This window comes from Actinomadura geliboluensis (assembly GCF_043197915.1).
In the GTDB taxonomy this organism is placed as follows: Bacteria; Actinomycetota; Actinomycetes; order Streptosporangiales; family Streptosporangiaceae; genus Spirillospora; species Spirillospora geliboluensis.
Map to the genome: position 1 here is coordinate 326929 of NZ_JBICUA010000009.1, position 19831 is coordinate 346759.

At 73.2% G+C, this 19831-nt stretch carries 19 protein-coding genes; 13 read left to right on the forward strand and 6 right to left on the reverse strand.

The annotated features are described in order from the left end of the window. Window positions 1–294: 294 nt before the first annotated feature. Window positions 295–804 carry an HNH endonuclease gene (locus tag ACGFI1_RS28670; protein WP_387072860.1) on the forward strand — a complete coding sequence of 170 codons (510 nt, stop codon included), beginning with the start codon at window positions 295–297 and terminating at the stop codon, window positions 802–804. Between the two features lie 40 nt (window positions 805–844). After that, entirely contained in the window at window positions 845–1063 is a 219-nt protein-coding gene (locus tag ACGFI1_RS28675) for an FmdB family zinc ribbon protein (protein WP_138635566.1), read from the forward strand. On the opposite strand, the gene ACGFI1_RS28680 is transcribed toward ACGFI1_RS28675, so the two are convergent. From ACGFI1_RS28680 to ACGFI1_RS28690, 3 genes are all read right to left on the reverse strand, one after another. Then, window positions 1060–1407, reverse strand: a complete 348-nt coding sequence (locus ACGFI1_RS28680) for a DUF1330 domain-containing protein (RefSeq protein WP_138635565.1) — start codon at window positions 1405–1407, stop codon at window positions 1060–1062. The two genes, ACGFI1_RS28675 and ACGFI1_RS28680, sit on opposite strands and share 4 nt — an antisense overlap. A gap of 155 nt (window positions 1408–1562) precedes the next feature. Continuing rightward, entirely contained in the window at window positions 1563–3428 is a 1866-nt protein-coding gene (ilvD, locus tag ACGFI1_RS28685) for a dihydroxy-acid dehydratase (RefSeq protein WP_392789618.1), read from the reverse strand. A 266-nt stretch (window positions 3429–3694) separates the two neighbouring features. Continuing rightward, window positions 3695–4426: a nuclease-related domain-containing protein gene (locus tag ACGFI1_RS28690; RefSeq protein WP_392733688.1), complete on the reverse strand. Its 732-nt coding sequence runs from the start codon at window positions 4424–4426 to the stop codon at window positions 3695–3697. A 348-nt stretch (window positions 4427–4774) separates the two neighbouring features. Here ACGFI1_RS28690 and ACGFI1_RS28695 point away from each other — a divergent pair, with 348 nt between their 5' ends. Together ACGFI1_RS28695 and malQ are read left to right on the forward strand one after the other, a co-directional pair. Continuing rightward, on the forward strand, window positions 4775–6199 hold the full coding sequence (locus ACGFI1_RS28695; protein WP_392789620.1) for an amidase: 1425 nt from the start codon (window positions 4775–4777) through the stop codon (window positions 6197–6199). Between the two features lie 28 nt (window positions 6200–6227). Then, entirely contained in the window at window positions 6228–8228 is a 2001-nt protein-coding gene (gene malQ / locus ACGFI1_RS28700; protein WP_392789622.1) for a 4-alpha-glucanotransferase, read from the forward strand. On the opposite strand, the gene ACGFI1_RS28705 is transcribed toward malQ, so the two are convergent. Both ACGFI1_RS28705 and pepN read right to left on the reverse strand, forming a co-directional pair. Next, on the reverse strand, window positions 8189–9184 hold the full coding sequence (locus tag ACGFI1_RS28705; protein WP_392789624.1) for a hypothetical protein: 996 nt from the start codon (window positions 9182–9184) through the stop codon (window positions 8189–8191). The genes malQ and ACGFI1_RS28705 overlap by 40 nt on opposite strands. 92 nt (window positions 9185–9276) lie before the next feature. Next, complete coding sequence (pepN, locus tag ACGFI1_RS28710) at window positions 9277–11856, reverse strand: aminopeptidase N (protein WP_392789626.1); 2580 nt, start codon at window positions 11854–11856, stop codon at window positions 9277–9279. A gap of 178 nt (window positions 11857–12034) precedes the next feature. On the opposite strand from pepN, the gene ACGFI1_RS28715 reads away from it, so the two are divergent. From ACGFI1_RS28715 to ACGFI1_RS28750, 8 genes are all read left to right on the forward strand, one after another. Continuing rightward, on the forward strand, window positions 12035–12649 hold the full coding sequence (locus ACGFI1_RS28715) for a mycothiol-dependent nitroreductase Rv2466c family protein (protein WP_386873877.1): 615 nt from the start codon (window positions 12035–12037) through the stop codon (window positions 12647–12649). Window positions 12650–12808: 159 nt separating this feature from the next. Beyond that, complete coding sequence (locus tag ACGFI1_RS28720; RefSeq protein ID WP_392789630.1) at window positions 12809–13525, forward strand: energy-coupling factor ABC transporter permease; 717 nt, start codon at window positions 12809–12811, stop codon at window positions 13523–13525. A gap of 13 nt (window positions 13526–13538) precedes the next feature. Then, the gene (locus ACGFI1_RS28725; protein ID WP_392733699.1) at window positions 13539–13904 is read left to right on the forward strand and encodes a PDGLE domain-containing protein; all 366 of its coding nucleotides are present in this window, start codon (window positions 13539–13541) and stop codon (window positions 13902–13904) included. After that, complete coding sequence (cbiQ, locus tag ACGFI1_RS28730; protein WP_364548581.1) at window positions 13904–14668, forward strand: cobalt ECF transporter T component CbiQ; 765 nt, start codon at window positions 13904–13906, stop codon at window positions 14666–14668. The genes ACGFI1_RS28725 and cbiQ overlap by 1 nt, the downstream gene beginning before the upstream one ends. Then, window positions 14665–15417, forward strand: coding sequence for an energy-coupling factor ABC transporter ATP-binding protein (locus ACGFI1_RS28735; protein ID WP_138635558.1), 753 nt, complete (start codon window positions 14665–14667; stop codon window positions 15415–15417). The genes cbiQ and ACGFI1_RS28735 overlap by 4 nt, the downstream gene beginning before the upstream one ends. A 185-nt stretch (window positions 15418–15602) precedes the next feature. Continuing rightward, the gene (locus tag ACGFI1_RS28740) at window positions 15603–16562 is read left to right on the forward strand and encodes an ATP-binding protein (protein WP_392789633.1); all 960 of its coding nucleotides are present in this window, start codon (window positions 15603–15605) and stop codon (window positions 16560–16562) included. A 46-nt stretch (window positions 16563–16608) separates the two neighbouring features. Next, a complete protein-coding gene (locus ACGFI1_RS28745; RefSeq protein ID WP_392789635.1) occupies window positions 16609–17673 on the forward strand; it encodes a hypothetical protein in 1065 nt (354 codons plus the stop codon). Between the two features lie 55 nt (window positions 17674–17728). Beyond that, entirely contained in the window at window positions 17729–18205 is a 477-nt protein-coding gene (locus ACGFI1_RS28750; RefSeq protein WP_138635555.1) for a ribose-5-phosphate isomerase, read from the forward strand. Window positions 18206–18308: 103 nt separating this feature from the next. Here the strand turns inward: ACGFI1_RS28750 and ACGFI1_RS28755 are convergent, their stop codons facing one another. After that, entirely contained in the window at window positions 18309–18530 is a 222-nt protein-coding gene (locus tag ACGFI1_RS28755; RefSeq protein WP_387072887.1) for a hypothetical protein, read from the reverse strand. 176 nt (window positions 18531–18706) lie between these two features. Here ACGFI1_RS28755 and ACGFI1_RS28760 point away from each other — a divergent pair, with 176 nt between their 5' ends. Next, window positions 18707–19825, forward strand: a complete 1119-nt coding sequence (locus tag ACGFI1_RS28760; RefSeq protein ID WP_138642336.1) for a PP2C family protein-serine/threonine phosphatase — start codon at window positions 18707–18709, stop codon at window positions 19823–19825. Window positions 19826–19831 lie beyond the last annotated feature (6 nt).

Below are 19831 nucleotides of genomic sequence, written 5' to 3' on the forward strand. Positions count from 1 at the left end.
GCCCTTCGGGGCTGGCCGTCCGGACAGTCCCCCCTGCCCTGAACGCGGGTCCGCGTTCGTTCCGGCGCACGCTGGGGGATTATTGGGGTAGCGGACGGGCTCCCTCAGACGCCACACTGATGAAGGTCGGTTCGCCCCTGGGGAGGTTCTCATGGCGAGGGCGCAGGAACCGGAGACGATAATCGGGCCTCGGTCCGAGGCGCGGTCGACCGCGCCCGCCGAGGCGACCCACCCCCCGAATCCGCCGAACCCGCCGAATCCGGCGATCCCGCCGAACCCGGCGGAGGCCGTCTGATGCGACAGGTCCTGCTCCTGAACGCGACGTACGAACCACTCACCACGCTGCCGCTGCGGCGGGCGGTCTGCCTCGTACTCCGGGAGAAGGCCGAGATCGTCCATCACGACATGACGGGCGCGGTGCTGCATTCGGCCACGATGACGGTCGAGGTGCCGTCGGTGATCCGGCTACGCCGCTACGTCCGCATCCCGTTCCGCACCCGCGTGCCCCTGACCCGGGCCGCGCTGATGCGCCGCGACAACTTCCGCTGCGTCTACTGCGGGCGCCGGGCCGAGACGATCGACCACGTCCATCCGCGCAGCCGCGGCGGCGAGCACGTGTGGGAGAACTGCGTCGCCTCCTGCATGACCTGCAACCACAGCAAGGCCGACCGGCTGCTGTCGGAGCTCGGCTGGACGCTCCCCGTCCCGCCCGCCGTGCCGCGCGGCGCGCACTGGCGGCTCATCGGCCTCGTCCAGGACGGCGACCCCCAGTGGGCCGCCTACGTCTCCGAACCGGCGGCCTGACCGGCGGCCCCGCGTCCCGGCGACCACGTATCCTGGGGCCGTGCCTCGTTATGACTACCGCTGCCGCGCGTGCGGATCGACCTTCGAGGTCTCCCGCCCGATGATCAACGCGTCCGACCCGGCCCCCTGCCCGGACGGCCACGACGACACGGTCAAGCTGCTGTCCACGGTCGCCGTCACCGGCACCTCCCGCGGCACGGCGCCCCCGCCGAAGCCCGCCGGAGGAGGAGGCTGCTGCGGCGGAGGCTGCTGCTCCTAGCCGTTCTGGGCGGCGCGCATGGCCCGTCCGGTCGCCGCGGGGTCGTAGCCCGGCGGGACGCCCTGCAGCAGCACTGCGGTGCCCGGGATGTGGTCGGTGCGCATGGGGAGGATCGCCTGGTAAGCGTCCGACTCGTACCAGGCGCGGGCCCTGTCCATGTCGGGGAACTCGATCAGGACGTAGCTCCCCTCCAACGGCCCCTCCATCACCTCGGGGTTCACGCCGTGGACGAGGAAGCGGCCGCCGAACGGGTCCATGGTGTCCTGGATGCGCTCGATGTAGGTGAAGACGTCGTCGTGCAGCGGCGGCTGCGGCCGCAGGTGGGCGAGGGCGTAGGCGGTCATCGCGGACTCCTTCGGCGGTGGGCGCCGGGCTGGTCTCGCCCGGCACCCACCACTGTGCCGAAGTCAGGGAACGGCGGCGATTACCCGTCGGGTAAAGCGCCGGGCCCGCTTGCTCGTGTTCCCTGTGGGGGACGACCCCCACACCCCCGCCTCGCTCAGTTGTTGGGGAGGCGGTCGAGCTGCGACACGTCGCGGGCGGCGCCGGTGGACGCGGACGTGGCCATCGCCGCGTAGGCCCGCAGCGCGGCGCTGACCGGGCGGTTGCGGTCGCGGGGCCGGTAGCCGCCGAGGTCGGCGAGCAGCTTCTCGCGGCGGATCTCCAGCTCGTCCGCCGGGACGGCCAGCTCCAGGACGCGGTTCGGGATGTCGATGACCACGCGGTCGCCGTCCTCGACGAGGGCGATGATCCCGCCGCCCGCCGCCTCCGGGGAGGCGTGCCCGATGGACAGCCCGGACGTGCCGCCGGAGAACCGGCCGTCGGTGATCAGCGCGCACGCCTTGCCGAGCCCGCGGCCCTTGAGGAAGCTCGTCGGGTACAGCATCTCCTGCATGCCGGGGCCGCCCTTCGGGCCCTCGTAGCGGATCACGACGACGTCACCGGGCGTGACCCGGCCGCTGAGGATGCCCTCGACGGCCTCGTCCTGCGACTCGAAGACGACGGCGGGGCCGGTGAAGGTCCACAGCTCCTCCTCGACGCCGGCGGTCTTGACGATCGCGCCGTCGGGGGCGATGTTGCCGCGCAGGACGGCGAGCCCGCCGTCGGCGGTGTAGGCGTGCTCGACGGAGCGGATGCAGCCGTTCTCGCGGTCGAGGTCGAGGGTCTCCCAGCGGGCGCTCTGCGAGAAGGCCGAGGTGCTGCGGACGCCGCCGGGCGCCGCGTGGAACATCTCGACGGCCTCGGGCAGGACGTCGGGGGAGCGGACGTCCCACTTGGCGACGAACTCCTCCAGCGACGCGGAGTGGATCGAGTGCGCCGAGCCGTGCAGCAGCCCGCCCCGGTGCAGCTCGCCGAGCAGGGCGGGGATGCCGCCGGCGCGGTGGCAGTCCTCGACGTGGTACTTGGCGGTCGCCGGGGCCAGCTTGCAGATGCACGGGACGCGGCGCGACACCGCGTCGATCTCGGCCAGCCCGAAGTCGGCGCGGGCCTCGGTCGCGGCGGCGAGCAGGTGCAGGATCGTGTTGGTGGAGCCGCCCATCGCGACGTCCAGCACCATCGCGTTCTCGAACGCCTCCGGGGTGGCGATGTTCAGCGGCAGGACGGACTCGTCGTCGCCGTCGTAGTAGCGCTTGGCGATCTCGACGACGGTGCGGCCGGCGTCCTCGTAGAGGCGGCGGCGGGCGGTGTGGGTGGCGAGGACGGTGCCGTTGCCGGGCAGCGCCAGCCCGATCGCCTCGGTGAGGCAGTTCATCGAGTTCGCCGTGAACATGCCGGAGCAGGACCCGCAGGTCGGGCAGGCGGACTCCTCCATCTCCAGCAGGGTGTCGTCGGCGATCGAGACGTCCGCGGAGGCGATCATCGGGTCGATCAGGTCGAGCTTGTTGCCGCCCATGACGCCCGCGACCGGCTTGCCGGCCTCCATCGGGCCGCCGGAGACGAACACGGTCGGGATGTTCAGCCGCAGCGCGGCCAGCAGCATCCCCGGGGTGATCTTGTCGCAGTTGGAGACGCAGATGAGGGCGTCGGCGCAGTGCGCGTTGACCATGTACTCGACGGCGTCGGCGATCAGCTCGCGGGACGGCAGCGAGTACAGCATGCCGCCGTGGCCCATCGCGATGCCGTCGTCCACGGCGATGGTGTTGAACTCGCGGGGCACGCCGCCGGCCTCGCGGACCGCGCCCGCGACGACCTTGCCGACCTCGTCCAGGTGGACGTGGCCCGGCACGAACTGGGTGAAGCTGTTGGCCACCGCGACGATCGGCTTGCCGAAGTCCTCGCGTTCGACGCCGCTGGCGCGCATGAGGGCGCGGGCGCCCGCCATGTTCCTGCCGTGCGTGACCGTGCGTGACCTGAGCGGTGGCATGTGACCTCTCCAAACCTGTGGCGTGCGGGGACGACGGGCCGCGCGTGGTTCGGCGTGGCGGGGCGGGTCGCCTTCGGAAGCGTGCTCGCAGCGGCGGATCTCGGCGCTGCCGCCGGCTCAGCGGAGGTCGCGCGCGGGCCGGCCCGTGACCCTCGATGCTACCAACCGGTGAGCGGGCATGAGAAAAGCCGGGACGCGGACGTCCCGGCGGGCTCGCCGTCGAGCAGTTGGGGCGGGCGGCCCGGGGAAGCAGGCCGCCCTCGGCCTCAGTCGGGGTACTTCGGCGGCAGGGCCTGCTCCGCCGCCTGGAAGATGCGCTGCACGTCGCCGTCGGTGAGGATCTTCGGACGGCGCCGCAGGTAGGCGCGGGCCCGGTTGCCGGCGTAGACGTCGACGTCCCGCACCCGCATGACCTTCCACGGGATGGACGGGCCGTAGATCGCCACGGAGGCCTGCACCGGGACCTCGAAGCCGACCCGCTCGGCGAGGATGCTGCTGGCCATCTGGGCCTCCCAGCGCGCCTCGTCCAGCCGGTCCTTCTTGTTGAAGGGGCCGTGGAAGAGCTTCAGGTGGGACATGGTGCGCACGGGGAGGCGCTTGTCCCACTTCTCGGAGTCGATGGCGTAGACGCCGCTCGGCCCGATCACGAGGTGGTCGATCCGCCCGTCGCTGACGCCCTCGTCGTCGCGGGGGACGGCCCGCGCGTGCAGCACGAGGTACCCGTTGCGCTGGAGGGACTTCAGCTGCTTCTCGGTGCGCCGTTCGGCGGCCGAGGACTTCTGCCAGGCGGTGACGGAGGAGCTCTTGCGGGACGTCCGGACGACATCGCCGACGACCACCAGGACCGCGACGGCGACGCCCAGCCGCCAGCCGACCAGGACCATGACGGCGACGCCCGCGACGACGGCCGCGCCGGCCCGCCACGCCCAGCGGCGGATCCGGGGGTCGTCGAGGGGCGTCGCGGCGGTGCGCTCGCCCTCCTCCGGACGCTCGGTCACCGGCGCCGGGTGATGGTGCTCACGCGCTTCCTCCGACCGTGCCTCCACCGGCCGCGACTCCTCGGACTCGGCCCGGGGCTGGCCCCGGGCTCCCTGCGTGTTGCCCCGCTCCATGATCGCCATGAGTGACGCTCCGTATCCCTTTCCCATCGGGGGCATGATCCTCCGTGCGCAGAGTAATCATCCGGCCGGTCGGCGACTAGTCATGCGGGGTTAATAGTTTTGTCGCCGTCGGGACAGTGAGTAACTTACGCGACGGATGGGTAGGCCGATACTCTTCTCCTTCCTCCGCCTTTACGTCCCTGCCCTCTTTGATGCCCGCGCACACGGCGTCTAGCGTTCCGATTCGTGACACAAACCCATGACCTGAGCGCCATCCAGATGGCCGCCGCCGTCCGCACGAGGGAAGTATCCCCGGTCGAGCTCACCGACCACTATCTGGCCCGCATCGACCGGCTGAACGAGCAGGTCGGCGCCTACGTGACCGTCACCGCCGAGCGCGCCCGCGAGGAGGCCCGCCGCGCCGAGAAGGCGGTGCTGGAGGCGGCCGACCCGGCGGACCTGCCGCCGCTGCACGGCGTCCCGGTCCCGATCAAGGACCTGAACATGGTGAACGGCGTCCGGATGACGTTCGGGTCGGCGGTGTACGCCGACCTGACCGGGTTCGCCGACGACCATGTGGTCACCAAGCTCGCGCAAGCGGGGTCCGTGCTGCTGGGCAAGACGACGACGCCCGAGTTCGGCCTGCCCTGCTATACGGAGGGTGACGTCGCGCCCCCGGCCCGCACCCCCTGGGACCTCACCCGGTCGGCGGGCGGGTCGTCCGGCGGCGCGGCGGCGGCGGTCGCGGCCGGGCTGGCGCCGATCGCGCAGGGCAGCGACGGCGGCGGCTCGATCCGGATCCCGAGCAGCGCCTGCGGCCTGTTCGGGATCAAGCCGACCCGCGGCCGGGTGTCGGCGGGGCCGATCGTCCCCGACCTGTTCGGACTGTCGACCAACGGGCCCATCGCCCGGACCGTCCGCGACGCGGCCCTCATGCTGGACCTGATGGCCGGCCACATGCCGGGCGACCTGTACCGGGCGCCGCAGGCCGACGGGCCGTTCCTCGCGTACGCCGACCGGGCGCCGGGCCGGCTGCGCATCGCGCGGAGCAAGCAGCCGCCGGTGCCGGGCGTGGAGGTCCACCCCGACTGCGTCGCCGCCTACGAGGAGGCTTCGGCGCTGCTGGAGGAGCTGGGCCACGAGGTCGTCGACCTGCCGGAGGTGCTCGGCGCCGACCTGCTCCCGCACTTCGCGACGCTGTGGGGCGTGATGGCGACGATGACGCCCGTCCCAGAGGAGAGCGAGCACCTGCTCCAGCCGCTGAGCCGCTGGCTGCGCGGCCTCGGCGAGGCCACCACGGCGCCGCAGCTGATGCAGTCGCACGCCGCGCTGCAGGGCGCGCTGCGCGCCGCGTTCCCGATCACGGACGGGTTCGACGCCATCCTGCACCCGACGCTCGCGTCGCCGCCCGTCCCCATCGGCCACTTCCACGGGCAGGAGCCGGAGGAGAACTTCCGGCGCCAGACCAACTTCACCCCGTTCACGGCGGTCTACAACGTCTCCGGGCAGCCGGCGGTGAACGTCCCGCTGCACTGGAACGACGAGGGGCTGCCCATCGGGGTCATGCTGGCCGGGCGGCTCGGCGGCGAGGGCGCGCTGATCTCGCTGTCCGCGCAGCTGGAGGAGGCCCGCCCGTGGATCGGCCGCACGCCGGAGATCTGGACGGCGTGACCGCGCCCGCACCGGGCATGGTGCAGGCGTGGGCGACGACGAACTGATCAGGCTGGCCGGGCACCACGGCGTCGCGACGCGGTACGCCGACTGGCGCGGCCGCGAGGCGGCGGTCGCGCCGGACACGCTCGTCGCCGTCCTGGCGGCGCTCGGAGTGGACGCCTCCACCCCGGGCGCCGCCAGGGCGGAGCTGGAACGCGTCCGGGCCCCCGCGCGGACGCTGCCGCCGGTCGTGGTCGTCCGCCACGGCGACGGCCCGCCGGACTTCCCGGGCGCGAGCGTCGAGCTGGCGACCGGCGAGACCGTCCCGCCCACGGCGCGGCTGCCGCTCGGCTGGCACCGGCTGCACGCCGGGGCCGAAAGCGCGCCGCTGCTGGTCGCGCCGCGCCGGCTGCGCACCCCGGACCGGGTGTGGGGGCTCACCGTCCAGCTGTACTCGGTGCGCTCCCGCGCGTCCTGGGGGATCGGCGACCTGCGCGACCTGGCCGACCTCGCCGCGTGGAGCGGCCGCGCGCGGGGCGCCGGGTTCGCGCTGATCAACCCGCTGCACGCGGCCGAGCCCGTCCCGCCGGTCGGCGCGTCCCCCTACTCGCCGATGAGCCGCCGCTTCACCTCCCCCCTGTACCTGCGCGTCGAGGACCTCCCCGAGTACGCGGCGCTGCCGCCCGAGGACCGCGCGGGCCTGGGCGCGCTCGCCGAACCGCTGCGCATCCCCGGCGGCGCCCTCGACCGCGACGCGGTCTGGTCGGCCAAGCTCCAGGCGCTCGAACTGCTCCACCGCGTCCCGCGCGGCACCGCGGCCCAGCGCGACTACGACGCGTTCCGCGCCCGCGAGGGCCGGGCCCTCACCGCGTTCGCGACCTGGTGCGCGCTCACCGAGAGGCACGGCCCGGACTGGCGCCGCTGGCCCGCGGACCTCCACGACGCCGGCGGCCGCGCCGTCGCCGACGAGGCGGCGCGGCTCGCCCCGCGCGTCGACTTCCACGCCTGGCTGCAATGGCGGCTGGACGGCCAGCTGGCGGCCGTCCAGCGGGCCGCCTCCGACGCCGGGATGCCGGTCGGGATCGTCCACGATCTCGCGGTCGGCGTCGCGCACGGCAGCGCCGACACCTGGATGTACCGCGACCTGTTCGCGCCCGGCATGAGCGTCGGGGCGCCGCCGGACGAGTTCAACCAGCGCGGCCAGGACTGGGGCCAGCCGCCCTGGCACCCGCACCGCCTCGCGGGCGCCGCCTACGCCCCGTTCCGGGAGATGCTGGCCGCCGCGTTCCGGCACGGCGGCGGGCTGCGCCTCGACCACGCGATGCAGGTGTCGCGCCTGTGGTGGGTGCCCGAAGGCGGTTCACCGGCCGACGGGACGTACGTCCGCTACGACCGGGACGCGCTCCTCGGCTGCCTGGCCTGGGAGGCCGAACGGGCGGGCGCCGTCGTGGTCGGCGAGGACCTCGGCACCGTCGAACCCGACTTCCGGGACGACCTGGCCGACCGCGGCATGCTCGGCACGTCGCTCCTCTGGTTCGAGCGCGACGCCGCGGGACGTCCCAAGCCCGCGGCCGAGTGGCGCGAGCTGTCCCTGGCCACGGTCGGCACCCATGACATGCCGCCCATCACGGGCTTCGTGCACGGCGACCACATCGCGCTCCGCGACCGCCTCGGCCTGCTGACGCGGCCCCGCGCCGACGAGGAGGCCGACCACCGCCGCCAGCTCGGCGACTGGCTGGCGCTCCTCCACGAGGAGGGCCTGCTGCCCGCGCCCGCCGCCGAGGTCATGCAGGCCCTCGCGGATGGCGCGACCACCTACGACCAGCAGATCGTGGACGCCCTGCACGCCTTCCTGGCCCGCACCCCGGCCCGCCTCAGGGGTGTGGCGCTGGCGGACGTCGTCGGCGAGCGCCGCACCCAGAACCAGCCGGGCACCACCGACGAGTACCCCAACTGGCGTGTTCCGCTGGCCGGCGCCGACGGCCTGCCCATCCTGCTGGAGGACCTTCAGGAGAGCGCCGACTCGATGCGCTTCGCCACGTCCTGAAGGAGCGTGTCGGGACGCAGATCGGCCGCGGCGATGGCGGAGAACAGCTCGGGCAGGCCGCGCAGGGGGTAGGAGCCGTCGGCGTCCGCCAGCGCCTTGTGGCCCAGCGGCAGGCGTGACAGCGACTTGCGCGCGCGCGTCCACGCCGCCTGCACCTCCTCCGGGGACGGGACGCCGAACCCGTGGCCGACCGGCGCGGCATGGCGGAGCTTCACGAGCGCCCCGTCGGTGAACTCCACGGCGAGCGTGCACCGGTCGGTCAGGTCGGCGCGGACGGCGTCGTCCAGGCGCGTCATGACCGAGCAGGGCGTCCGGCAGCGGGCCGCGCAGTCGCCCAGCGCGGACGCCACCTGGCTGTGCTGCCGGTCGAGGTAGGCGCGCCAGCCCGGCCCCGGCTCCTTCGCGACGCGGAGCGTCCGCTCGCAGGCGGAGCGCTCCGGCCGGGTGTGGTCGCACATCCGCGGTGAGCCCGGCTCCACCGGCACCCCGAACCGGCTCCCGTCGCCGCTCACCGAGGCGCCGATGAGCGCCGGGTCGCCGGCGTGGCCGAGGACGGGCTCCCAGGCCAGCATCGGCAGGTACTCGGCGGCGATGTGGACGGCGGCGACCAGCGCGGCCATGTCGCGGCGCCGCCACCGGACCTCGATGACCTCCAGCAGGAGGGAGTACGCGGGGCGCAGGCTCGCGAGGGCGCCGCGCGGGCGCTCCCGGGGCGTCTGCGGCATCCGGCTGGCGCGGGCCCGGTCCAGCAGGTCGGCCGGGACCTCGCCGGCCGCCTCCGGCATGCCGAAGTCCTCGGCGTCCAGGTCGAGGACGCGCTGCCCGAACGCGCACAGCGCCGCGACCGCCGCCGAGCCGCCGCCCGCCGCCGGCCCGCCCTGCGTGACCAGCGCCTCCAGATCGCCGAACGCGTGGCGCCGCGCGAGCGCCGCCAGCACGTCCCGAGCCGTCTCCATCCGACCGTCCTCCAGCCCCATAAGCCCCCGCCCCGTGACCGTGCAACGATCCCACGGTCACGGGGCGGGTGGACAGCCTCGGGCGGACGGGCTCAGGCGGACGCCGCGTCCTTCGCGCGGGCGCGCAGCGCGCGGGCGACGCCGTCGCGGCCCTCCGACAGCAGCCGGGCGAGGGCCGCCGGCGGGTCCTGCTCGGCGATGTACGCCTCGGTCCGGTCGACGGTGGACTGCTCGATCACCAGGAACGGGTAGGCGACCTCGGCGAACGTCTGCGACATGTCGCTCGTCCACTCCTTCCACACCCGGCCGACCTCGGCGAAGTACCGGTCGACGTAGGGCAGGAGCAGCTCGGCCTGGTCCGGCTCGACGAACCCGCCGAGCGTCGACCGGTAGACGGCGTTGGGCAGCTCGCCCGACACGATCCGCTCCCACGCGGACGCCTTCGCCGCCGCGGTCGGGATCGCGGCCTTGCAGGCGGCGGCGTGCCGCTCGCCCGCGGCGGTGCGGTCCCGCTCGTGCTCGGCGTCGATCTCCGCCTCGCCCGCCCGCCCGGTGACCACGAGGCGGCGCAGCAGCGCCCAGCGCAGGTCGGTGTCGACCGTGAGGCCGACGAGCGTCTGCGAGCCGTCCAGCAGGCCCTGGACGAACGCCAGGTGCTCGTCGGACACCGCCGACGCGGTGAACGCCTGCGTGTAGGCGAGCTGGAGGTCCGAGCCGGGCTCGGCCTCGCGCGCCAGGTCGGCGAGCGTGCCGGCGAGCAGGGCGAGGCCCTCCTTGCGCCACGCCGGGTCGGCGTACTGCTGGACGGCGGTGCGCGCCTGCCGCAGCAGCGTCTGCGTGACCGAGATGTCGGTGACGCCGCGGATGCCCTTGGCGACGAGCCGGACGTAGTCGCGGGTGGCCATCTCGGCGTCGCGGGTCATGTCCCACGCCGCCGACCAGCACAGCGCGCGCGGCAGGCTCTCCTTGATGTCGCCGATGTGCTCGATGAGCGTCTTCTGCGAGTGCTCGTCCAGCCGGATCTTGGCGTAGGTGAGGTCGTCGTCGTTGACGAGGACGAGGTCGGGCCGCTTCTTGCCGACGAGCTGCGGGACGTCGGTGCGGGCGCCGACCACGTCCAGCTCGACCCGCTCGCGCCGGACGAGGCCGTCGGCGGTCAGGTCGTACAGCCCGATCGCGAGCCGGTGCGAACGCAGCGTCGGGTAGTCGGCCTTGGCCTCCTGCAGGACGGTGAAGGACGTGAAGTCGCCGTCGCCGTCCAGCTCGTACTCGGGCCGCATCGTGTTGACGCCGGCCGTCTCCAGCCACTCCTTCGACCAGGAGGCGAGGTCGCGGCCGGAGGTCTCCTCAAGCGCGCCCAGCAGGTCCGTCAGGACGGTGTTGCCCCACGCGTGCCGGTCGAAGTACCGCCGGACGCCCTCCAGGAAGTTGTCGAGGCCGACATAGGCCACGAGCTGCTTCAGGACGGACGCGCCCTTGGCGTAGGTGATGCCGTCGAAGTTGACCTCCACCGCCCGGATGTCGGGGATGTCGGCGGAGATCGGGTGCGTGGACGGCAGCTGGTCCTGCCGGTACGCCCACGCCTTCTCCAGGTTCGCGAACGTCGTCCACGAGCCCGTCCACTTGGTGGCCTCGGCCTGGCACAGGACGCTCATGTACGTGGCGAACGACTCGTTCAGCCACAGGTCGTCCCACCAGCGCATGGTGACGAGGTCGCCGAACCACATGTGCGCCATCTCGTGCAGGATCGTCTCGGCGCGGCGCTCGTAGGCGGCGTCGGTGACCCGCGACCGGAAGACGTAGTCCTCCAGGAACGTCACGGCGCCCGCGTTCTCCATCGCGCCCGCGTTGAACTCGGGGACGAACAGCTGGTCGTACTTGGTGAACGGGTAGGGGCGGCCGAAGACCTTCTCGAAGTAGGCGAAGCCCTGGCGGGTCACGTCCACGATGGCGGGGGCGTCCAGGTGCTCGGCCAGCGACGCCCGGCAGTACACGCCGAGGGGGATGACGGTGCCGTCCTCGCGGCGGTACTCGTCGCGGACGACGTGGTACGGCCCGGCGATGAGCGCGGTGATGTAGGTGGAGATCTGCGGCGTCGGCAGGAAGTGCCACGTGCCGCCCTCCGCCGACTCGGCGTCGTTCTGGGGGGACGACCCCCCAGACCCCCCGGTGGTCTGTGGGGGCTCGTTGGTGACGACCACCCAGTCCTGCGGCGCCTTCACGGTCAGCTCGAAGGTGGCCTTGAGGTCGGGCTGGTCGAAGCAGGTGAACATGCGGTGCGCGTCGGCGGTCTCGAACTGGCTGTAGAGGTACACGCCGTCGTCCACCGGGTCGACGAACCGGTGCAGCCCCTCGCCCGACCGCGAGTACTCGCAGTCGGCCACGACGCGCAGCTCGTTCTCCGCGGCGAGGCCGGGCAGCGGGACGCGCCCCTTCTCGGCGTCATAGGACGAGGGGTCGAGGGCCTTGCCGTTGAGGGTGACCTCCCGCACGACGGCGCCGTGCAGGTCGATGAACGTGGACGCGCCCGTCTCGGCGCTGCCGAACCTGACCACAGTGGTGGACGCGAACCGCTCCGCGCCCGTCGTGAGGTCCAGTTCCACCGTGTACGACTCGACGGTGAGCAGCCGGGCCCGTTCCCGCGCCTCGTCGCGCGTGAGGTTGCCTGCCACATGTACTCCTTGGTCGGCTTAATCGCTTGGTGAAGTCATGTCTACCAACCGGACGGCGTCCCGGTCCGCCCGCCACGGCCGAGAGGCGGGCTTGGATAGCCTCCCCCAGCCGGGAATCGGGACGGGGACGCCCTGGTTGTCGCGTAAAGCAGCTCTTTTCACGCCCTAGGAGACGACGTTGACTGAAAACTCGCCCACCCCGGTGGACTTCTGGTTCGACCCGCTGTGCCCCTGGGCGTGGATCACGTCCCGCTGGATCCTGGAAGTGGAGAAGCTGCGCCCGATCCAGGTGCGCTGGCACGTGATGAGCCTGGCCGTCCTGAACGAGGACAAGGACATCCCGGACGACTACCGGCGGATGCTCGCCGACGCGTGGGGCCCGGTGCGGGTGTGCATCGCCGCCGAGCAGAAGTACGGGTCGGAGGTGCTCGGCCGCCTCTACACCGAGATGGGCACGCGCCGCCACCACGAGAAGCAGAAGCTGGACCGGGCCTTCGCCGAGGCCGCGCTGACCGCCGCCGGACTGGACCCGTCGCTCGCGGACGCCGCCGACTCCACCGCCTACGACGAGGCGCTGCGGGCGTCTCACCAGGACGGCATCGACCGCGTCGGCCAGGAGGTCGGCACCCCGGTCATCGAGGTCGAGGGCAGCGCCTTCTTCGGCCCCGTGGTCACGCCCATCCCGCGCGGCGAGGCCGCCGTGAAGCTCTGGGACGGTGTGCGGGCCGTGGCGTCCACCGACGGGTTCTTCGAGCTCAAGCGCACGCGGACCCGCGAGCCCAGCTTCGACTGAGCCGGGTTTCGACCGGGCCGGGCTCCGCCTGAGCGGGGCGGGGCCCGGCCGGGTGGCCCGCGAGTGACAGCCGTCTTGCTATTGCGACCGTATTGCAACTACTAGGTGTGTGCCGTCAAACTGGGCCTATCGCTCGCAACAGGTAGGACGGTGGGAGACGTGCACGTACCGGACGGATTCATCGATGCTCCGGTGTCCGTCGCGACGGCCGCGGTCGCCGTGGCCGGGGTCGCGGTGGCGCTGCGCGGCGCCCGGCGGGAACTGGACGACCGGACCGCGCCGCTCGCCGGCCTGACCGCCGCGTTCGTGTTCGCGGCGCAGATGCTCAACTTCCCGGTCGCGTCCGGGACGAGCGGGCACCTGCTCGGCGGCACGCTCGCGGCGATCCTCGTCGGGCCCTACACCGGGGTGCTGTGCGTCTCGGTCGTCCTGCTGATGCAGGCGCTGCTGTTCGCGGACGGCGGCCTCACCGCGCTCGGCACCAACATCACCACGATGGCGCTCGTCACGGTCCTCGTGGGGTACGGGCTGTTCCGGCTCCTGCTGCGGGTGCTGCCCAAGTCGCGGGCGTCGGTGTCGGCGTCGGCGTTCGTCGCCGCCGTCGTGTCCGTGCCCGCCGCCGCCATCGCCTTCACCGCCGTCTACGCGGTCGGCGGGACGGCGGACGTGTCGATCGGCAAGGTCGCCACCGCGATGATCGGCGTGCACGTGCTCATCGGCATCGGCGAGGCGCTGATCACCGCGGTGACCCTGTCGAGCGTGCTCGCCGTCCGCCCCGACCTCGTGTACGGGGCGCGCGGGCTGCTGAAGCCGCTGGAACTGCGCACCGGCGCCGAGCAGGGGGCGGACGGCCCGGCCGAGCCGTCCCGCGCCTGAGAGGGGACCTCACATGACCACCAAGCGCTTCTTCGCCGGGTTCCTGCTCGTCTCGCTCGTCCTCGCGGGCATTGTGAGCTACTACGCCTCGTCCAGCCCCGACGGCCTGGAGAAGGTCGCCGAGGACAAGGGCATCAGCGCCAAGGAGAAGGACCACTCGCTCAAGGACTCCCCGTTCGGCGACTACGGGGTGAAGGGCATCGAGAACGCCCGGCTGTCCGGCGGGCTGTCCGGGGTGGTCGGCGTCGGCGCCGTCCTGCTCGTCGGCGGCGGGCTGTTCTGGGCCGTCCGGCGGCGCGGCACGGACGCCGCGCAGGACGCCGGGCAGGACGCCGCGCAGGACGGGACGGCGCCGTCCGAGCCGGCGCGGAAGGGCTGATGGGGGCCGGGCACGCGCACCGGCTCTACCTGCCGGGCGCGTCGCCGGTGCACCGGCTGCCGCCGCAGTGCAAGCTCGTCGCCGTCCTGGCGTTCGTGCTGCTCGTCGTCGCCACGCCGCGCGAGCGGATCTGGGCGTTCGGCGTCTACGCGCTGCTGCTCGCCGCCGTGGCCGCCGCCGCCCGCGTACCGTTCCGGACGGTGGCGCGGCGCGTCGTCATCGAGGTGCCGTTCGTCGCGTTCGCCTTCCTCATGCCGTTCGTCGCGGAGGGCGAGAAGGTCGCCGTGCTGGGGCTGCGGCTGAGTGAGAGCGGGCTGTGGGGGGCCTGGAACATCCTCGCCAAGGGCACCCTCGGTGTCGTCGCGTCGATCCTGCTGGCCGCGACCACAGAGCCGAGGCTGCTGCTGCTCGGCATCGAGCGGCTGCGCATGCCGCAGCTCATCACGCAGATCGCCACGTTCATGCTGCGCTACGGCGACGTCGTCACCGCCGAACTGGGCCGGATGAGGACGGCGCGTGCGTCGCGCGGCTTCGAGGCGCGCGACATCCGCGCGACGGGCGTGCTCGCCAAGTCGGTGGGCGCGCTGTTCCTGCGCTCCTACGAGCGGGGCGAGCGCGTCCACCTGGCCATGCTGAGCCGCGGCTACGACGGCCGGATGCCCGTCCTGCACGACGTCGGCGCGACCGCCGCGCAGTGGACGGCCGCCGCCGCGCTGCCGCTGGCCGCGGGGCTCGTCGCGCTGGCTGCTTGGATGGTGCCATGACCCCGTCCCTCGAGGTGAAGGGCCTGGCGTACGCGTACCCCGACGGCACGCAGGCCCTGTTCGGCGTCGACCTGACGATCGGGCGCGGCGAGCGCGTCGCGCTGCTCGGGCCGAACGGCGCCGGGAAGACCACGCTCGTCCTGCACCTCAACGGCATCCTGCATGGCGGCCTGGGCGAGGTCAGGGTCGGCGGCCTCGCGGTCGACCCGAAGGACAAGAAGGCGCTGCGGGAGATCCGCCGCCGCGTCGGCATCGTCTTCCAGGACCCCGACGACCAGCTGTTCATGCCGACCGTCCGGGAGGACGTCGCGTTCGGGCCCGCCAACCTCGGCATGCGCGGCGCGGAGCTGGACCGCCGCGTCACGGCCGCCCTGGAGCGCGTCGGCATGGCGCACGCCGCCGACCGGCCGCCGCAGCACCTCAGCTTCGGGCAGCGCCGCCGCGTCGCCGTCGCGACCGTGCTGGCGATGGAGCCGGAGATCCTGGTGCTGGACGAGCCGTCCTCGAACCTGGACCCGGCGAGCCGCCGGGAGCTGGCCGAGATCCTGCTGAGCCTGGACGTGACGGTCCTGATGGTCACGCACGACCTGCCGTACGCGGCGGAGCTGTGCCCGCGCTCGGTGATCCTGTCCGGCGGCGTCATCGCCGCCGACCGCCCCACCCGCGACCTCCTCACGGACGCGGACGTGCTCGCCGCGCACCGCCTCGAACTCCCCTTCGGCTTCGACCCGGCCGCCGCGCTCCGCTGACCGGCGCCTGGAGCGGAGCTCCAGCGGAGCGGAGGGCGGCGGTCAGCGTCGTGCGGGGGCGTCCCCTCACAGTGACTAACGGGTTACGGCCTGTTCGGCCGTTCCGCTTGCCTCGCCGCCCGTCGTTCGCAAGACTCGACTGTCTCGACACTGGTAACGGTTTTCATACCCGAAATGAGGCATTCGTGAAGGTTGCGTTCGTCGGCAAGGGCGGCAGCGGCAAGACGACCCTGTCGTCGCTGTTCGTCCGGCACCTCGCCGGCCGCGGGCTGCCGGTGGTGGCCATCGACGCCGACATCAACCAGCACCTCGGCGTCGCGCTCGGCCTGGACGAGGCCCGCGCCGCCAAGATCCCGGCGCTCGGCGACCGGCTCACCGAGATCAAGGAGCATCTGCGCGGCGGCAACCCGCGCATCTCCTCCACCGCCGCGATGGCCAAGACGACCCCGCCGGGCGCCGGGTCGCGGCTGCTGCGGTTCCGCGGCGACGACCCGATCCACGAGGCCGGGCAGGAGGTGGACGGCGTCACGCTGCTCGCCACCGGCCCGTTCAACGACGACGACCTCGGCGTGGCCTGCTACCACTCCAAGACCGGCGCCGTGGAGCTCTACCTCAACCACCTCGTCGACGGGCCGGGCGAGTACGTCGTCGTCGACATGACCGCCGGCGCCGACACGTTCGCGTCCGGGCTGTTCACGCGGTTCGACCTGATGTTCCTGGTCGCCGAGCCCACCCGCAAGGGCGTCGGCGTCTACCGGCAGTACACCGAGTACGCCCGCGACTACGACGTCGCCATCCGCGTCGTCGGCAACAAGGTCCAGTCCGAGGACGACGTCGCCTACCTGCGCGAGCACGTCGGCGACGACCTGCTGACGTGGCTCGGCCAGTCCGCCGCCGTCCGGGCGCTGGAGCAGGGTCGGCACGGCGTCGCGCTGGAGGACGGCAACACCGCCGCGCTCGACCGCATGCGCGCCGAGGTCGACGGCCGCGTCAAGGACTGGGAGAAGTTCCGCCGCCAGGGCATCGAGTTCCACGTGAAGAACGCGCGGAGCTGGGCCAGCCGCGCGGCCGGGGAGGACCTCGAAGCGCAGGTCGACCCCGGCTTCCGCTTCCCCGGCGAGGCGCCGGGCGCCTACGCGGGGTGACGCCGGGCCTACCGCCCGGACCCGATCGGCACTAACCTAGCCCGCCATGACGATGCGGCGGATGCTGGTCATGGCGGGCGGCGCGGTGGTTCCCATCGCGCTCATCTCGATCCTCCTCGGCAACCAGTGGGTGGTCGAGGCGATCAACGAGTCGGGGATCCACTACGACGAGGGCTTCGCGCCGCCGCTGTACTGGCTGCTGTATCCGAGCTGGCGGCTGACCGCCGGGGACGCCACCTGGAAGTTCCTCGTGGCGATCGACCTCGGCACGATCCTGTTCTTCGTCCTGCTGATCCTGCTCGCCGCGGCGGGCGCCCGCGCCGTCGACCCGGAGCGCGGCGCGCTCGGCGCGGTCCTGACCGGCTGGTGGGCGACGGTCGTCGCGGGCGGCGTGGCCGGGCTGTTCGACGGAGCGCTGATCAACTGGGCGCTCGACATGCCGGACGGCGCCGGGCCCAACGTGTTCACCTCGGTGACGCACGGCGCGTCCTTCGGGTTCGGGTACGGCTGGCTCGCCGGGCTCGGCATGCTGCTGGGCTTCCTCATGTCGCGCGGACGCGGCGCGGGGGCGCGGCAGCAGCCCGGCGGCCCGTACGCGCAGCAGCCCCAGCCCGGCCCGTACGCACAGCAGCCCTACGGCCAGCCGATGCCGCCCATGCAGCAGCCGATGCAGCCGCAGCAGCCGATGCAACCCATGCAGCCCATGCAGCAGCAGGCCCCGTACGTCCCGCCGCAGGGGCAGCCGCAGCAGCCCTGGGGCGGCGTCCCGCAGCAGCCGATGCAGCAGTACCCGCCGCAGCAGCAGCCCCCGCAGCCGCCGTATGGGGCGGCGCCGGTCCCTCAGCAACCGCCCGCTCCGCAGCAGCCGTCCGTCCCGCAGCAGCCGTCCGTCCCGCAGCAGCCGTCCGCGCCGCAGGCCGAGCAGGCCGCCCCGATGGAGCCGACGCCTCCGGCGCCCGCCGAGGAACCGGCCGAGCCCGAGCAGGACACGCCCAAGGACGCGGCCACGGACACGCCCGAGGACACGCCCGAGAACGCGGCCGACTCCGACGACCTGAACCTCGCCGACCGGACGATCGTCGACCGCAAGCGGGAGAGCGGCGACTCCTGACCCGGCGGCCCGACCCGCGCGCGGGCACCGCGCGGCGGCCTGCGAGAATTCCCGCATGCGCGTGTTTCTTGGATCCGACCATGCCGGCTTCGAGCTGAAGGAGCACCTCGTCTCCTGGCTGAAGCAGAACGGGCACGAGGCCGTCGACTGCGGCGCGTTCGTGTACGACGCCGTGGACGACTACCCGCCGTTCGTCCTGCGCGCCGCCGAGCGGACGGTCGCGGAGCCGGGGACGCTCGGCATCGTCATCGGCGGCTCCGGCAACGGCGAGGCGATCGCGGCCAACAAGGTCAAGGGCGTCCGCGCCGCGCTGGTGTGGAGCGAGGACACCGCGACGCTCGCCCGCGAGCACAACGACGCCAACGTCATCGCGCTGGGCGCCCGCCAGCACGACCTGGCCACCGCGACCCGGTTCGTCGAGCTGTTCCTCGGCACGGCCTACTCCAAGGAGCCGCGCCACACCCGCCGCATCAGAATGCTCGGCGCCTACGAGCACACGGGCGAACTCCCCCCACTCCCACGCGAAAGCTAACCCCCGCGTGCCCTGCGCGTGAGCTGACGCTGGGCGTGTGAGTTGGACCTGGGCGCTGTGAGAGCGGGGTGCGGTGTCCTGCGCGGGGCCGGGGTGTTGGGGGTCAGCGGGCGTTCTCGGGTGGGCGGCGGCCGGCGGCGCCGCGCTTGCCCTGGCGGCGCCGTTCGTTCTTGGCGGCCTTGGTGCGCCGGGCGGGCTCGGCGGGCTTGCCGGGGCCCGGCCCGGCCGCCGCGGGCGGCGGTTCGGCGCCCTCGGGGCGGGGGCGCGAGACGTCCCGCGCGCGCATCGCCGCGTCGACCGTGATCCGCATGCCGGGCTGGACCATGCGCCCGCTCCTCTCGCCGCAGCTCCGCCCCTCACCGGGGCTCTGCCTTCACCGGGACATCATGTGTCCCCGCGGTGACACATACCCAGATAAAACCGTCCTGGACCGTTACAAGGAGTCACCGGTGGCCCGGATACCGACCGTCCGGGGTGATTGCTCGATACAGTGCCGGAGTCATGCTTCAACGACTGGTGCAGCTGCTACCGCCGCGGGTGCGCGCCGTCCTGCGGCGGATCCCCCTGCTCGTGGCGCTGTACCGGTGGGCCCGGCAGGGCAAGCTGACCCGGGAGCGGTACGTCTTCGCCGTGCTCGCGGCCGGTGCGATCGCGATCGGGCTCGCCACCACGAGTGACTCGCGCGGGCTGGCCCCGTCCGGCGCGCTGGTGCTGATCGTGCTCGGCGGCGGACTGCTGCTGAAGGTGCGCAGCCTGCTGGCGCTGCTCGGCGTCGTCGTCGCCATGGTGACCTACAACGCCTGGCAGGACGTGGCCGCCATCGGCCCCGGCATGATCGCCACGCTGACCATCACGGCGGTGCTCGCGCTCACCCTGGCCCGGACGCGGCAGCAGCTCGGCGTGCAGGGCCTGCGCGGCGACTCGATGCTGCTGGAGCTGCGCGACCGGCTGCGGCGGCAGGGCGAGATGCCCGAGTTGCCGGACGGCTGGTCCTCGCAGGTCGTGATGCTTCAGGCCGGCGGGTCGTCGTTCGGCGGCGACTTCGTCGTCTCGTCCTGCGACGACGGCAGGCTGGAGGTGGCGCTCGTCGACGTGTCGGGGAAGGGCACCGACGCGGGGACCCGGGCGCTGATGCTGTCGGGCGCGTTCGGCGGGCTGCTTGGATCGGTCCAGACCGACCGCTTCCTGCCCGCCTGCAACGCCTACCTGCAGCGGCAGCGCTGGGACGAGGGCTTCGTCACGGCCGTGCACGTCGTCGTCGACCTGAAGTCGGGGGAGTACACGGTCGAGTCGGCGGGGCACCCGCCCGCCGTGCAGTTCGACGCGAGCCGCGGCGAATGGCGGGTCAGCTCCGCCAAAGGCGTCGTGCTCGGCGTGGTGCCCGACCTGAACTGCGTCCCCGAGCGGGGCACGCTTCGGCCGGGCGACGCGCTCCTCCTCTATACCGACGGACTGGTGGAGTCGCCCGGCAGCGACCTGGACGCCGGTATCGACCGGCTGCTCGGCGAGGCGGAGCGGCTCGTCCCGCAGGGGTTCGGCAGCGGCGCGCGGGAACTGGTCGAGACGATGGCGGCGGCCCGCGACGACGACTGCGCGCTCGTCCTGATCTGGCGCACCTGACAGCGC

Coding starts and splice junctions, on each gene's coding strand:
- ilvD (WP_392789618.1), bottom strand. CDS start 3,428: ATGCCACCGCTCAGGTCACGCACGGTCACGCACGGCAGGAACATGGCG.
- ACGFI1_RS28680 (WP_138635565.1), bottom strand. CDS start 1,407: ATGACCGCCTACGCCCTCGCCCACCTGCGGCCGCAGCCGCCGCTGCAC.
- ACGFI1_RS28705 (WP_392789624.1), bottom strand. CDS start 9,184: ATGGAGACGGCTCGGGACGTGCTGGCGGCGCTCGCGCGGCGCCACGCG.
- ACGFI1_RS28670 (WP_387072860.1), top strand. CDS start 295: ATGCGACAGGTCCTGCTCCTGAACGCGACGTACGAACCACTCACCACG.
- ACGFI1_RS28725 (WP_392733699.1), top strand. CDS start 13,539: ATGACCACCAAGCGCTTCTTCGCCGGGTTCCTGCTCGTCTCGCTCGTC.
- ACGFI1_RS28760 (WP_138642336.1), top strand. CDS start 18,707: ATGCTTCAACGACTGGTGCAGCTGCTACCGCCGCGGGTGCGCGCCGTC.
- ACGFI1_RS28750 (WP_138635555.1), top strand. CDS start 17,729: ATGCGCGTGTTTCTTGGATCCGACCATGCCGGCTTCGAGCTGAAGGAG.
- cbiQ (WP_364548581.1), top strand. CDS start 13,904: ATGGGGGCCGGGCACGCGCACCGGCTCTACCTGCCGGGCGCGTCGCCG.
- ACGFI1_RS28755 (WP_387072887.1), bottom strand. CDS start 18,530: ATGGTCCAGCCCGGCATGCGGATCACGGTCGACGCGGCGATGCGCGCG.
- ACGFI1_RS28735 (WP_138635558.1), top strand. CDS start 14,665: ATGACCCCGTCCCTCGAGGTGAAGGGCCTGGCGTACGCGTACCCCGAC.
- ACGFI1_RS28745 (WP_392789635.1), top strand. CDS start 16,609: ATGACGATGCGGCGGATGCTGGTCATGGCGGGCGGCGCGGTGGTTCCC.